This is a genomic window from Ureibacillus sp. GCM10028918, assembly GCF_042666115.1.
Classification (GTDB): domain Bacteria; phylum Bacillota; class Bacilli; order Bacillales_A; family Planococcaceae; genus Ureibacillus.
In genome coordinates, this window is the sequence record NZ_JBHTFK010000005.1 from 402,991 (window position 1) to 416,873 (window position 13,883).

The following is a 13,883-nucleotide window of genomic DNA, read 5'->3' on the forward strand; positions in this document are numbered from 1 at the left end:
TTCATCGCCCACCCTTTACGAGTGGCTCTTAATCTCTTGCACGTTCTTCTGAAATTCTTCCCAAATGAGATCGTAATTCTTTTTGTATTCATCCAACAACCCTACTAATGGTAGGCGTACGTGTTCGACTGGGAAGCCCAGTTTGCTTAGTGCGTATTTGACCGGGACTGGGTTTGGATCTACGAATAATTGTTTGGCTAGTGGCAGCATCGCTTGGTGGTATTTTTGAGCAATTTGGTGTCGGCCTTCTTCATAGGCGCGAATCATTTCTTGCATTTCGTTCCCGATGACGTGAGAGGCAACGGAAATGACACCTTTGCCCCCGATGGAAACGAGTGGCAGTGTTAGGGCGTCATCGCCGCTGTACACGTATGTGTCATCGGAAACGCCTCTCAAGATTTCGGTCATTTGTTCCAAACTCCCGCTTGCTTCTTTCACCACTCGGATATTTGGAATTTTACTTAAGGCAATGGTTGTGTCAGCTGAGATGTTGACACCCGTGCGTCCTGGGACATTATAAACAACAATCGGTAAATTCGTTGTTCTCGCAACCGCCTCAAAATGAGCGTAAATCCCTCTTTGATTTGGCTTGTTATAGAAAGGCGCCACGACCATAATGCCGTCAGCACCAAATGCTTCAACCACTTTCGTCGCTTCGATTGTGTACGCGGTGTCATTGTACCCCACACCGGCAATAACCGGAACACGCTTATTGACCTTTCGGATCGTAAAGTCGATAAAAGCTCGTTTTTCCGGTATTGACAATGTCGGGGTCTCACCTGTCGTCCCACATACCACAATCGAATCTGTACCATTTGATATTAAGTGCTCAATTACTCGCTCTGCTACTTCATAATTAATTGCTCCATTGTCGTCGAATGGGGTAATCATGGCAGTAGCAACTCGACCTAAATCCACAAGTAAACACCCCTTAGAGTAAGTTATCCTCTAACATGCTTTCGGCAATTTGAATTGAGTTTAAAGCAGCACCTTTTAGTAAGTTATCTGATACGATCCATAGATGGAACCCTTTTTTGTTAGACAGGTCTTGGCGGATACGGCCAACATACACTGGATCTTCCCCTTCAACAAATAAAGGCATTGGATAGTCTTGTGCTGAAATATCATCTTGTAGAACAATGCCTGGAGCATTTCGTAACACATCAAACATCTCTTGAACGCTAATCTCTTTTTCTACTTCAATATAAACAGACTCTGAATGTCCAGAAACTACCGGAACACGTACACATGTTGCAGCTACCGCTAAGTCAGGCATGTGCATAATTTTCTTCGTTTCGTTGATCATTTTCATTTCTTCGTATGTAAAGCCATTTTCCGTAAATACGTCAATTTGCGGAATGACATTACGTGCGATCGGATAATGCTTTTTATCTGATTTTGCAGGAAGGATGTTCGCTTCTACGTTTTTACCAGCATCCCATTGTTCACTTTGTGTGCGAAGTTCTTCAATCGCTGAAACACCTGAACCTGATACTGCTTGATAAGTTGAAACGATAACTTTCGTTAAGCCAAATTGCTCGCGAATTGGTTGTAAAGCCGCAACCATCTGGATTGTTGAACAGTTTGGGTTAGCAATAATTCCGTTATGACTTTTTAAATCTTCTCTGTTTACTTCCGGTACCACTAAAGGTACATCTGGGTGCATACGGAAGTGACTTGTATTGTCAATTACCACTGCCCCACGTTTTGCTGCTTCCGGAGCTAATTTCGCCGAAACTGAACCACCAGCTGAGAATAACGCTACGTCTACTCCTTCAAAGGCCTCTGGTGTTGCTTCTTCGATTGTGTAATTTTTGCCGCCGAATTCAATTTCTGTTCCAGCAGAACGAGCTGAAGCCAAAAATTTTATATGTTTAATCGGAAAGTTTCGTTTTAAAAGTTGTTCTTTCATTTTTGTTCCTACTGCACCTGTTGCACCTACAATTGCAACTGTCAATTCTTTCGCCATTTCTCATCTCTCCTCAAATACAAGTAACATAATGTTGAAAATTGTATCATAAAAAGGACTCTGTGTGTTAGAATTTTTAGTTATTTCAATATTGGATTAGTAGGGGTTGCAATTGTTTTTTATGGTTGATGGCATATTCAACGGTATCTACCATTTTGGTGAAATCGGAGATTAATGAGTTTGGTTTGTTCTGTGGATCGTCTTGACCGAACGGAATAAAGTAAATATTTTTGGAGTTCATCAGCTTCATGATGTTGACCCCGTTTAATCCAAGGGCATCATTTGTTGAAATCCCCAATACAACGGGCGATCCATTACGAAGAGTTGCTTTTGCAGCCATTAAAACAGGGCTATCAGTCGAAGCATTTGCAAATTTGCTAATGGAATTTCCTGTCATCGGTGCAATAACCATACAATCCAATGGATTTTTCGGTCCGAATGGTTCAGCCTCTACAATAGAAGAAACGACTTTTTCTCCTGTCAGTGCCTCGATTTTTTGAATCCATTCTTCCCCTGTTCCAAATCGCGTTGCAGCTGTTAACACGGAATGTGTAATAATAGGAACTACGATTGCTCCCACTTTTGTGAAGTTCTCAATCTTCGGAATTACATCTTCGTACGTACAATGGGATGCTGTTATACCTAGTCCTATTCGTTTACCTTCTAGCAAGTGTGTCTCCTCCTTAATTGTTCAACAATTGATTCATATAGTACATTTCCAGCATCTTCAGGGAAAAATTTTCCCGGCAATGCAGGCAACAGCTCATACTGCTTTCTACTAATTCCATCTTGTAAACAGCCAGGATAGGAGGCTAAATCAAAAATTGGCATCGTGATTTTCGTGTTAAATTGTTCATCCAGCCATTTTGCAGGAATTGTGTTAATAAAGAAATCCCCCTCGATTTCTCCAACTTCTTCTAAATCTACTGCTTCATACCGGAATGCTCTGGCTTCGTTCAGCTGCACATTGGAACGCACCGCGATGCAAACTTCCGCCCCGATGCTTTTTAAAATATGTGCAACCATTTTCGCCACTCGCCCAAATCCGGTAATAATGAACTTTTTCCCCATAATCGCTCTTTTTGTATTATAGAAGCTAGATACAAATGCTTCTGCAGTTAATACTGCATTGTGCCATATAAACCCTTCATCTTCTAAATAAAAATGTGTTTCATTTTCTTTTAAGATCTCATGCCATTTCTCATTTAGCTTTCCAGTAAAAATTACTTCTTTTGAAAGCCCCAGAACATTAGGCACATCTACTTCAAGTGGATGAATGGGCAGCACAACAAAATCAGGATGAAACCCAAGAACTGTTCTGTTAAGCTCTTCATCCCATACTGCTAAATTTTTATAATATACTGTTCGATTAGACTTGCTTAGATTTTTCGCCAATACTTTCATGCGCATATCTGTACCTACAACGAGCCACTTCTCTTCAGTCATTTAGTCAAACTGCCTTCTTTTTGATGATGTTCGGTGGAATAAAATTCGATCCTCGCCAATGAGGTGAATTTCTTCCCAAGGAATAAATAACGGTGATGTTGCTTTTTTCTTCTGGAATGGCATTTTGGAAGATTGTTCATGTAGCTCAAAACCAAAAATCTTTCCTGATTTTGGATCAAATAGACATTCCGTTTCAGATAAATAGCCGTATCTCACACCATTTTCCATTTCAATTAATTCCTTCTCCGCAAGCTCCGATAGCAGCATGTTTTCCCTCCTCCATGAGCTTATTGTTACTATATGCAACCCAAGAATTGTTGGTGCCTTTTTTTCGTATCTCCCTCAAACAGTAGCGTTTCATCCGCTGGTAGACTTCCATATGAAATTTTGAAGAGATGTATTTCGTAAAGGGCAATTTACTTAACAAATTACGATTTTGGGGTAGTTTTTGGTTGAATTAGATCCGGTTGATTTAATGTAAAAGGTATATCAGATATATTAATTAATTTACTGAATGACACCTTCATATTATTACTGATTCCACTAACAAAAATATAAATTTCGTCAATAAGTGCTAGAAGATGCAATATAAAAAAATGGCTATCTCCCATTTAGATAGAAGACAGCCATTCTGGTTTACTTTACCCCTTGCCCGATTTTGGAGATGGCAGGGTCTACTGATAAAATTGCATTAATGAGATCATTTACTTTATCCATTGAAACTTCATCAATCTCCGAGATGATTTCATCGACTGATTTATGTCGACCATGAATGAGCTCATTGCGTCCATTTCGACTCATTCGCGAGTTGGTGCTTTCCAGCCCTAGAACAAAACTTCCTTTAAGCTGCTCTTTTGCATTCATCAGCTCCGTTTCAGATATTCCATCAGTTCGCACTTTTTGTAATGTTGCATTAATCGTATCGTGCATAACCGATAATTGCTGATTGTTCGTACTTCCATAAATGGTAAATGCCCCTACATCAGCATAGCAGGATTGATAAGAATAAATTGAATAGGCTAAGCCTTGCTCTTCCCTCACTTCCTGGAAGAGTCGAGAGGACATATTGCCCCCAACAATATTGTTTAAGGCAATGAAACTATTTAAATTCGGATCCTTTACTCCTATAGCAGGATAAGAAATAGCAAGATGAGATTGCTCCACATCTCGTTCTTTTACAAATTTCCCTGAATGAAATACTGGATGTGTCAGTGTCGGATCAACAGCTTTGGATGAACGTTTGTAACGACCAAAAAGCTCTTCGATATGTAGAAGCAATTCCTTTGTTACATTACCGGCAACTGAAATCACAATATTTTCTGGGTAATAATATTTCTCTATATAATGACGGATCGTTTCTGCTGTAAAAGTAGAAAGAGTCTTATTCGTCCCTAAAATAGGGAGACCCAAAGCATCTGTCGGATACATGACAGTCCATAATTGCTCATGTACATCATCATCTGGTGCATCTTCACTCATTAGGATTTCTTCTAATACAACTTGACGCTCTTTGTCCAATTCGTTTGCATCAAAGTTAGAATTGAAAAACATATCCGCTAAAATCGAGACGGCCAATTCCCCATGATGATCTAATACTTTTGCATAATAGCATGTGTTTTCCTTTGACGTGAAAGCGTTAATTTCCCCACCAATGCGATCAAACTCTTCTGCAATTTGTCTAGCCGTTCGAGTTTTCGTACCTTTAAACAACATATGTTCAATAAAATGTGTAATTCCGTTTTCTTCTGGCAGTTCAAATCGGGAGCCTGCCCCTACCCAAATACCAACCGAAATGGATCGTACATGCGGGATTTCCTCCGAAACAATCCGAACACCGTTCTGACATGTATAAACTGTTACCAAATTTCCCCATCACCTATCTACTTTTCTTTTAATGCGACGTTAGCCTAGCGTCAGTCGCACATTCATTAAAGCTCATTTGATTAATCATATGCTAAACTCTTCGAACCTTCAACTTAGAAACTTTTAATTTTTTATTCATATTTATACTTTGTTTTAAGAATTTCTTAAGAATTGTCCTTCCTCTTTCTTCAGAATCACCATCTACAATAAAATTATCACATTAACTAAAGGAATGAATTGATATGATTACAGTTAAATCTTTACACCATACCTTCTCCATCGGTAAAAAGGGAAGCGAAAAAAAGGTAGAAGTCTTAAAAGGCATCAACTTTCACATACAACGAGGAGAAATTGCGGCCATTGTCGGAAAAAGCGGATCAGGAAAATCAACGCTATTACAAACGATCGCAGGATTTATGAAACCTGATTCTGGTTCTATCCTTGTCAACAATACTGAAATCGCTGGTTTTACTGAAAAGCAAAGTGCGGCATTTCGTCTCGATCATTTCGGTTTTATCTTTCAAAATTTTCAATTGCTGCCGGCTCAAACAGTATTCGAAAACATTGAGCTTCCTTTGAAATTGAAAGGTGTGAGTCGTGCCATTCGGGAAAAGAAAGTAGCCGAGTTACTTAAGAAGGTCGGATTGATAGAAGTTGCCGATCATTATCCAAATGAACTTTCTGGTGGACAACAGCAGCGTGTTTCCATTGCCAGAGCGATGATTACAAATCCACCGATTATTTTAGCGGACGAGCCTACAGGAAGTCTTGACTCCCAAACAGAGCAAGAAATCCTTACCCTTATCCAAGTGCTGAACAAGAATGAAAATTTAACGTTTGTCATCATTACCCATGACGAAGAAGTGGCTTCTATAGCAGATCGTGAATTTCGCATGACAGATGGCGTATTGGTTGGAGGAATGCTGCATGTTATTTAAAGATCAATTACAATTTGTTTTACAACATATGAAGAAAAATAAACTTAGAGTTACCATGACCGTATTAGCTGCCATGATTGGCTGTGCATTTTTAATCGTATTGGCTTCAATTGGGTTTGGTATCCAGCAAACGATGAAAAATGAAATCTTAAGTGATGAAGCAATTACACAAATTGAACTTTGGGGAGATGAAACCCTTTCTGAAGAGGATCAACAATATATCGAGGGCATTGATCATGTCAATGTTGTGATGAATCAGGCAGATCTCAGTGGTATGGTTAAATCGTCATTGGAGGACCGTGAAGGCGAATCCAATGCATCCATCGTTGATATGGAAGCTCAGCAACAACTTCCCTCTACTTTAAGTGAAGGACGATTACCCGAGGAACCGAATGAAATTGTTGTCGGCTATCATTATGCTCAAATTTTATTGAATGACGCAGATATGGCCGCAATTGAACAAAAGTCAAAAAAGGCAGAAGAAGCGGGTTCTTATTATGACGGCTCAGAGGAAGGCTACAAAGGTGAGCTATTAAATAAAGAAGTAACCTTACAGTTTTACGATGACAACACACAGGAATATATGGAACCGGCTCCTTTTAAGATTGTCGGGATATTAAGCAGCCCTTCCTATGACTGGTATGTAGATTCAACTATTTTATTTAGCGATTCACTGTTAGATTCGTATCCTAATTTAATCACTTATCCTGCAACAACAATTTATGTGGATTCAATTGAAAATGTAATGCCTGTTTTGGAACTTTTAAAAGAACAAAACTATCAAGTCTATTCACAAGTAGAACAATTAGAAGAACTGGATATGTTTTTCTTAATCTTTAAAATTGGACTAATCTTTATTGGAACCATTGCAATTCTCATTGCTTCTATCGGTATTTTTAATACAATGACGATGGCGGTGACGGAACGGACACGCGAAATTGGTGTTTTAAAGGCGATCGGTGCTTCCCCTTCATTAATCCAACGTTTATTTTTAATGGAAAGTACATTTATCGGAATCTTAGGGACTCTTTTAGCGATCATTGTCTCCTATGCCATTAGCTTCGCAGCAAATGCAATTTTGCCTTATGTCGTCTCTTTTGCTTTATCTGATGAAGATTTATCGAATTATGAGCTTACGTTTTCTTTAATCCCCTGGAGTTTAGTGGTGATTGCAGGAGGCATCAGCCTAGCGGTTGCAATTCTATCCGGTTTGCGACCAGCGCGAAATGCTACAAAAATTGAAGTGATTCAGGCTTTGAGACAGGAGCTATAAATTTGAAATTTGAGGGTTACCTACGAAGTTGGTGCAAACCGATTTTGAGGTAACTCTTTTTTTTACTAGTTAATGCTTGTTTGAATTTAAAGTCCGGTACAGTTCTAATTGTTCTCGCTTCCGTTTTATCTTACTAGCATCGAGTTTGCGACACTTCCTATTTGTTTGCTTTGTTTTGTCTTATTAGCACCTGAATTGCGACACTTCGTAGTTGTTAAGCCTTCGTTTTGTCTCATTAGCACTAGGTTGGCGACACTTCCTATTTGTTTCGCCTTCGTTTTGTCTCATTAGCACTGGGTTTGCGACACTTCGTATTTGTTTGGCCTTCGAGTTGTCTCATTATCACTAGGTTGGCGACACTTCGTATTTATTTTGCTTTTATTTTGTCTTTAACACCGGCTTGGCGACACTTCGTATTTGTTTCGCCTTGGTTTTGACTCATTAGCACCGGGTTTGCGACACTTCGTATTTGTTTCGCCTTCGTTTTGTCTCATTGGCACCGGGTTTGCGACACTTCCTATTTGTTTTGCTTTCGTTTTGTCTCATTAGCAACTGAATTGCGACACTTCGTATTTGTTTGGCCTTCGTTTTGTCTTATTAGCAATTGGATTGCGACACTTGGTATTTCTTTTTCTTTCGTTTGTCTTATTAGCAATTGGATTGCGACACTTCGAATTTATTTCGCCTTTGTTTTGTATTATTAGCACCGGCTTTACGACACTTCCTATGTGTTTTGCTTTAGCACTGGGTTTACTCGCCTTTTCTCCATATAAAAAAAGCAGAGGAAACTATTTTCCTCTGCTCAGACTCTCTATTATTCAGCTTGTTCAGCGCGTTCTTTTTCTTCTTTTAACACGATTTTGCGTGATAGGTTGACGCGGCCTTGGTTATCGATTTCGATAACTTTTACTAGTAATTCATCGCCAAGTTTTAGTACGTCTTCTACTTTGCTCGTACGTTCCTCTTGGATTTCAGAAATGTGCAGCAAGCCGTCTTTTCCTGGGAAGATTTCACAGAATGCACCGAATTTTTCGATACGTCTTACTGTTGCCATGTAGTACTCGCCTACTTTAGCTTCACGAACGATTGATTCGATAATTTCTTTCGCACGTTTATTCATTTCTTCATTTGCGGATGAGATGTAGATTGTACCGTCTTGTTCTGTATCGATCTTTACACCTGTTTCATCGATGATTTTGTTGATTGTTTTACCGCCAGATCCGATTACATCACGGATTTTGTCCGGATTAATTTTAATCACTTCGATTTTTGGTGCGTATTTCGATAAGCTTGAACGAGATTCAGCAAGTGTTGCAAGCATAGAATCAAGGATGATCATACGACCCGCTTTTGCTTGTAGTAAAGCTTCTTCCAGGATGTTGCGTGATAGACCATCGATTTTAATGTCCATTTGAAGTGCCGTAACACCTTTAGCAGTACCTGCAACTTTAAAGTCCATGTCTCCTAGGTGGTCTTCCATGCCTTGGATATCCGTTAAAATTGTGTAGTGCTCGCCTTTTTTCACAAGACCCATCGCAATCCCGGCTACTGGTGCTTTAAGTGGAACACCTGCGTCCATCATTGCAAGAGTCGATGCACAAATCGAAGCCTGAGAAGTTGAACCGTTCGATTCTAAAACTTCTGATACACAACGAATCGCGTATGGGAAGTCCGCTTCATCAGGAATGACCGCTAATAAAGCACGTTCGCCTAATGCACCGTGACCGATTTCACGACGGCCTGGTCCACGAATTGGTCCTGTTTCCCCAACTGAGAATTGTGGGAAGTTATAGTGATGCATGAAGCGTTTTGACTCTTCAAGTCCTAAGCCATCAATAATCTGAACATCGCCAAGTGGTCCTAATGTACAAATTGATAAAGCTTGAGTTTGTCCACGTGTGAACAGACCTGAACCATGAGTACGCACTAATAATCCTACTTCAGAAGATAATGGACGGATTTCATCCGGTTTACGGCCATCTGGACGGACTTTTTCTTCTGTAATTAGACGGCGAACTTCTTCTTTCACCATTTTATCTAAAATTGTTTTTACTTGTTTTAATGTTTCATCATCTGCTTCTTGTTCTTCGTAGCTAGCCATCACGCGTTCTTTCACGACACCGATTGCTTCTTCACGAGCATGCTTCTCTACTGTTTGGATTGCAGCAATCATCTCTTCTTCACACATCGCCTTTACTTGTGCTTGAAGCTCTTCGTTGATTTCATATAATGAAACCGCAATTTTTTCTTTCCCTACTTCAGCCACAATTTGTTCTTGGAAGGCAATTAATTTCTTAATTTCTTCATGACCGAACATAATTGCTTCAAGCATGATTTCTTCCGGCACTTCTAATGCACCAGCTTCTACCATGTTGATGGCATCTTTATTTCCCGCCACAGTCAAGTGAACAGTACTTTTTTCTGATTGTTCTGTTGTTGGGTTTAAAACGAATTCGCCATCTATATAACCAACGTGTACACCTGCGATAGGGCCATCAAATGGAATGTCCGAAACAGCCAAAGCTAAAGAGGAACCGAACATTGCAGCTACATCTGTTGGGCAGTTTGGATCTGAAGACATGACCATTGAAATAACTTGTACTTCATTACGGAAGCCATCTGGGAACATTGGGCGAATTGGACGGTCAATAAGGCGTGAAACTAGAATCGCATGCTCTGATGGACGTCCTTCACGTTTAATGAATCCTCCAGGAATTTTACCTGCTGCATAAAGACGTTCTTCATAGTTCACTGTTAATGGGAAGAAATCTAAGGGTTTTGGTGATTTTGACATTGTTGCTGTTGATAGTACCGCTGATTCTTCATATCGAACTAATGCAGCACCATTTGCTTGTTTTGCTAGCTGTCCTACTTCTACTACTAGTTGTCGGCCAGCCCATTCATATGAATAGACTTTCTTTTCGGTCATTTAATGAACCCCTTTCTCTTGAAACACACTACTTCACGACTATAATCATAGTAAGTGTATCAAAAAACCAATTTATATGCTAAATATTTTCAATCTAATTATGTCTAATTCGTATATTTTTTACAATTCTTTTAGGAGATATTTATCTTTTATCTTAAAATCAGTTCATTTTTCAATGAACGATTGAATATGTTGTCTTTATTTTATGTAAATTTGTTTGTTTTAACTTGTCCAAATTTTACAATTAGATACTGTAAATCGGTGATATTGTTATATTTGACCAAACACTTTTTACATAAATAAAAAGCGGGAAGGTTCCCGCTTTCGTTAAACTCAGGAACGTTCCCGCTTCCTTATGTCTAGCTTAGCAGCTAGGCTCTCAACACTTTCAGTTCTCATAAAGAGTAGCTACTTAATTTCAAGCCGAAGAAGCTGCTTCGCATATTTATTATCGACGTAAGCCTAAACGTTGGATTAATTCACGGTAGCGTTGAACGTCATTTTCACGAAGATATTTTAATAAGTGACGACGACGACCGATTTTTTTAAGAAGACCACGTTGAGAGTGGTAGTCTTTTTTGTGAGTGCTTAAGTGAGCGTTTAGAGCGTTGATATCAGCAGTTAATACTGCGATTTGTACTTCTGGAGAACCTGTATCTCCTTCGTGAGTTTGGTACTCAGCGATAATTTCATTTTTGCGTTCTTTTGTAATTGCCATGTTGAATGGACCTCCTAATAATAGTTATTATTTTACACCTTCAGCACAGCAATCGTTGGAGAATCGAAAAGCCGAGCCAAGGTTTGTGCTTTGGCACTTAATGAATAGTACCATACTTCCGTTTTACAATCAACTATTACGAATGTACTGCGAAGTATTCGATGGCTTCGTTTTTATCTTTTTCTATTTGCGTTTTTAAAGATTCAATACCATCAAATTTTTGCTCGCTGCGGATTCGTTTATACCAACCTACTTTTACTTCCTCACCGTAGATATTTTTATTGAAGTCCAAAATATGCACTTCGATGGATAGTTGTTTGTCCTCGGGGTTTTTAAATGTCGGTTTATAACCTACATTACAAACGCCATCATACCATTTATTTTGTACAAGAATTTTGACTGCATACACACCTGTGGCTGGAATGAAGCTTCCTTCCAACGATTGGATATTGGCAGTAGGGAAACCGATTGTGCGTCCCCGCTTATCTCCATGGATTACAATCCCCGGCACTTCAAATGCACGGCCCAAAAGCTTTGCAGCACTTTCCATGTCGCCATCTTGCAAGTAGTTTCGGATTCTGGTTGAACTGATTTTTTCTTCTTGATCACTTTGTTTGTCAATGACAGTTACACCGTATTGTCCGTTACTTAGCGCTTTCATCGTCTCCATATTCCCTTTTCCAAATTGGCCGAAAGAGAAATCAAAGCCTGCAGAAACATGCTTTACATTTAGATCTTTTATAAAGTATTGGATAAAATCTTCCGGTGATAGCTTTGCAAAATCGGATGTAAAATGAACTACAAACACATTCTCTACACCGAAATCTTCTAAAACACCAAGTTTTTGTTGCAGAGGTGTTATGTAGAATACCTTTTCTCTGCGTCCGCCTAAAACAATTGATGGATGCGGATCAAATGTCATGACTGCACTTTCAACATTGAGTTGTTTTGCCATTTCCTTTGCATTTTGAATAACAGCTTGATGCCCCTTATGTACACCATCAAAGAAACCTACTGCTAAAGAATAGGCAGCAGTAAATTCCTGGGACATATTTAATTGATGCGGATATTTTAAATGAACGACCTTCATTACAGGGTTAGCCTCCTATTCACTCTATTCGTTCGGGAACATTTTCTCTGGCTTCATGAACCCTTCTTTTGTTGGATGTTTTATATAGACTGCATACGCTTTCTGTTGAAAGCTATAAACAATTTTATCATTTTCTTTCAATAATGCATGAACTGGAAGCACTTGTCCATTCAAAATTTGCTTTTCATTGGATTCGTCGATTTCGATAAATGGATAAGTTGTCAGTGCATATTCCACTGGTAGTAATACTTCGTTAATCTTTCCTTCGTTCATGATTTCCTCCACCTGCTGTAGAGTAACACATTCTTTTTCAGTAAAGGTCCCTGATGCAATGCGGACAAGTGAAGCCATATGAGCTGGATAACCCAGCTTCTCGCCAATTTGCACAGCTAGTGTTCGGATATACGTTCCTTTACTGCATGCAATGCGAATACGGAAAGTTACTTCTTCACCTACAAAATTTTGTTCATCATCAAGTAGTTCTAAAGCATAGATTGTTACTTTCCTGGTTGGACGTTCCACAATTTCACCTTTACGGGCATATTCATAAAGCCTTTTCCCATTGACTTTAACTGCTGAATACATTGGTGGAGTTTGTTCAATTTCCCCAGTTAATTGCTTAAGAGCTTCGAAGAGTTGTTCACGAGAGATTGATTTATGTGATAAATTCTCTTCGACCGTTTCGCCTTCCGCATCTTCAGTAGTTGTTGTTCTACCAATAGATACTACCGCTTCGTAGGTTTTACCTGCATCGGTCAGGTATTCTGCAATTCGCGTTGCTTGTCCAATACAAATTGGAAGTACACCTTCGACTGCTGGATCCAGTGTACCCGTGTGGCCCACCTTTTTCGTTTTTAAAATTTTGCGTAATTTAAAGACGCAATCGTGGCTTGTCATGCCTCGTTCTTTCCAGAGAGGTAAAATGCCGTTCATTTTTGTGTTCTCCTTTAGTGTTTGTTTTGCGTTTGCCAGTTGAAATCAACTGTAGTAAACTAGCCACTTTTTCCAATAATCCCGTCACTTGAAAATAGCTCGTCAAATAAAAATCAACAATAAAAGCCTACATTGCACAAGATTATGCAGATGTAGGCTTTATACCTTTAATCGATCGGTTATTCATCATTTAGTGAACGTAATAATGCATCGATTTTGTTGCCATATTCTACAGATGAATCGAATTCAAATGCAATTTCTGGTGTACGACGCAGGCGGATGCGATGACCAATCTCAGTACGGATGAAACCTGCAGCTTTTCCTAAAGCCTTTAGTGTTTCTTCACGTTCACGGTCATTGCCTAGAGATGAAATATAGACTGTTGCTTGTTGTAGGTCACCAGTAACAGCTACATCAGTAATTGTAACAAACCCAACGCGCGGGTCTTTTAATTTACGAGTGATGATATCACCAAGCTCTTTTTTCATCTGTTCTGCTATTCGATTTGAACGTAATGACATATAGTGACACCTCTTTATAAAGATTAGAAAACTAGGCTAATTGCCGACTCTTTGGCAATTAGCCTTAGTTGCACTTATGCGGATAAGAAAGTTTTATACTTTCTTACCCGCTAAAAAATTGCCTCCAATGTCACTTACCCAATGCTCGGAAAAAGCAAACGATTTGTGAATGTAAGAGGTCAATTTATTATCTTAAAAATTTT

The 13,883-nt window shown here is 39.2% G+C and carries 13 protein-coding genes; 2 read left to right on the forward strand and 11 right to left on the reverse strand.

Annotation, left to right across the window (positions count from 1 at the left end; all coding sequences use genetic code 11):
* Positions 1-15: 15 nt before the first annotated feature.
* From dapA to ACFQU5_RS05210, 6 genes are all read right to left on the reverse strand, one after another.
* Complete coding sequence (gene dapA / locus ACFQU5_RS05185; protein WP_390285437.1) at positions 16-918, reverse strand: 4-hydroxy-tetrahydrodipicolinate synthase; 903 nt, start codon at positions 916-918, stop codon at positions 16-18.
* Positions 919-931: 13 nt separating this feature from the next.
* A complete protein-coding gene (locus tag ACFQU5_RS05190) occupies positions 932-1,969 on the reverse strand; it encodes an aspartate-semialdehyde dehydrogenase (protein WP_390285439.1) in 1,038 nt (345 codons plus the stop codon).
* Positions 1,970-2,054: 85 nt separating this feature from the next.
* Positions 2,055-2,639: a dipicolinate synthase subunit B gene (locus tag ACFQU5_RS05195; RefSeq protein WP_390285441.1), complete on the reverse strand. Its 585-nt coding sequence runs from the start codon at positions 2,637-2,639 to the stop codon at positions 2,055-2,057.
* Entirely contained in the window at positions 2,633-3,415 is a 783-nt protein-coding gene (locus tag ACFQU5_RS05200; protein WP_390285443.1) for an NAD(P)-dependent oxidoreductase, read from the reverse strand. The genes ACFQU5_RS05195 and ACFQU5_RS05200 overlap by 7 nt, the downstream gene beginning before the upstream one ends.
* Complete coding sequence (locus tag ACFQU5_RS05205; RefSeq protein ID WP_390285445.1) at positions 3,416-3,682, reverse strand: YlmC/YmxH family sporulation protein; 267 nt, start codon at positions 3,680-3,682, stop codon at positions 3,416-3,418.
* 369 nt (positions 3,683-4,051) lie between these two features.
* A complete protein-coding gene (locus ACFQU5_RS05210) occupies positions 4,052-5,278 on the reverse strand; it encodes a M16 family metallopeptidase (RefSeq protein WP_390285447.1) in 1,227 nt (408 codons plus the stop codon).
* Between the two features lie 242 nt (positions 5,279-5,520).
* Between ACFQU5_RS05210 and ACFQU5_RS05215 the strand changes: the two genes are divergently transcribed.
* Both ACFQU5_RS05215 and ACFQU5_RS05220 read left to right on the forward strand, forming a co-directional pair.
* Positions 5,521-6,216 (forward strand): ABC transporter ATP-binding protein, encoded by a 696-nt coding sequence (locus ACFQU5_RS05215; RefSeq protein WP_390285449.1) that lies wholly within the window; start codon positions 5,521-5,523, stop codon positions 6,214-6,216.
* Positions 6,206-7,489 (forward strand): ABC transporter permease, encoded by a 1,284-nt coding sequence (locus tag ACFQU5_RS05220; protein WP_390285451.1) that lies wholly within the window; start codon positions 6,206-6,208, stop codon positions 7,487-7,489. Before ACFQU5_RS05215 ends, ACFQU5_RS05220 begins: the two co-directional genes overlap by 11 nt.
* 814 nt (positions 7,490-8,303) lie before the next feature.
* On the opposite strand, the gene pnp is transcribed toward ACFQU5_RS05220, so the two are convergent.
* The 5 genes from pnp to rbfA all read right to left on the reverse strand — a co-directional run bounded on the left by pnp (position 8,304) and on the right by rbfA (position 13,680).
* Complete coding sequence (gene pnp, locus ACFQU5_RS05225; RefSeq protein WP_390285453.1) at positions 8,304-10,418, reverse strand: polyribonucleotide nucleotidyltransferase; 2,115 nt, start codon at positions 10,416-10,418, stop codon at positions 8,304-8,306.
* 448 nt (positions 10,419-10,866) lie between these two features.
* Entirely contained in the window at positions 10,867-11,136 is a 270-nt protein-coding gene (gene rpsO / locus ACFQU5_RS05230; protein ID WP_390285456.1) for a 30S ribosomal protein S15, read from the reverse strand.
* Positions 11,137-11,272: 136 nt separating this feature from the next.
* Positions 11,273-12,226 (reverse strand): riboflavin biosynthesis protein RibF, encoded by a 954-nt coding sequence (gene ribF, locus ACFQU5_RS05235; protein ID WP_390285458.1) that lies wholly within the window; start codon positions 12,224-12,226, stop codon positions 11,273-11,275.
* 24 nt (positions 12,227-12,250) lie between these two features.
* Positions 12,251-13,159 carry a tRNA pseudouridine(55) synthase TruB gene (gene truB, locus ACFQU5_RS05240; protein WP_390285460.1) on the reverse strand — a complete coding sequence of 303 codons (909 nt, stop codon included), beginning with the start codon at positions 13,157-13,159 and terminating at the stop codon, positions 12,251-12,253.
* A gap of 179 nt (positions 13,160-13,338) precedes the next feature.
* A complete protein-coding gene (rbfA, locus tag ACFQU5_RS05245) occupies positions 13,339-13,680 on the reverse strand; it encodes a 30S ribosome-binding factor RbfA (RefSeq protein WP_390285462.1) in 342 nt (113 codons plus the stop codon).
* Positions 13,681-13,883: the final 203 nt, after the last annotated feature.

Excerpts from the sequence above, each read along its gene's own strand:
- ACFQU5_RS05190 (WP_390285439.1), bottom strand. The coding sequence starts at position 1,969 with ATGGCGAAAGAATTGACAGTTGCAATTGTAGGTGCAACAGGTGCAGTA.
- ACFQU5_RS05200 (WP_390285443.1), bottom strand. The coding sequence starts at position 3,415 with ATGACTGAAGAGAAGTGGCTCGTTGTAGGTACAGATATGCGCATGAAA.
- ACFQU5_RS05205 (WP_390285445.1), bottom strand. The coding sequence starts at position 3,682 with ATGCTGCTATCGGAGCTTGCGGAGAAGGAATTAATTGAAATGGAAAAT.
- ACFQU5_RS05215 (WP_390285449.1), top strand. The coding sequence starts at position 5,521 with ATGATTACAGTTAAATCTTTACACCATACCTTCTCCATCGGTAAAAAG.
- ACFQU5_RS05220 (WP_390285451.1), top strand. The coding sequence starts at position 6,206 with ATGTTATTTAAAGATCAATTACAATTTGTTTTACAACATATGAAGAAA.
- pnp (WP_390285453.1), bottom strand. The coding sequence starts at position 10,418 with ATGACCGAAAAGAAAGTCTATTCATATGAATGGGCTGGCCGACAACTA.
- rpsO (WP_390285456.1), bottom strand. The coding sequence starts at position 11,136 with ATGGCAATTACAAAAGAACGCAAAAATGAAATTATCGCTGAGTACCAA.
- ribF (WP_390285458.1), bottom strand. The coding sequence starts at position 12,226 with ATGAAGGTCGTTCATTTAAAATATCCGCATCAATTAAATATGTCCCAG.
- truB (WP_390285460.1), bottom strand. The coding sequence starts at position 13,159 with ATGAACGGCATTTTACCTCTCTGGAAAGAACGAGGCATGACAAGCCAC.
- rbfA (WP_390285462.1), bottom strand. The coding sequence starts at position 13,680 with ATGTCATTACGTTCAAATCGAATAGCAGAACAGATGAAAAAAGAGCTT.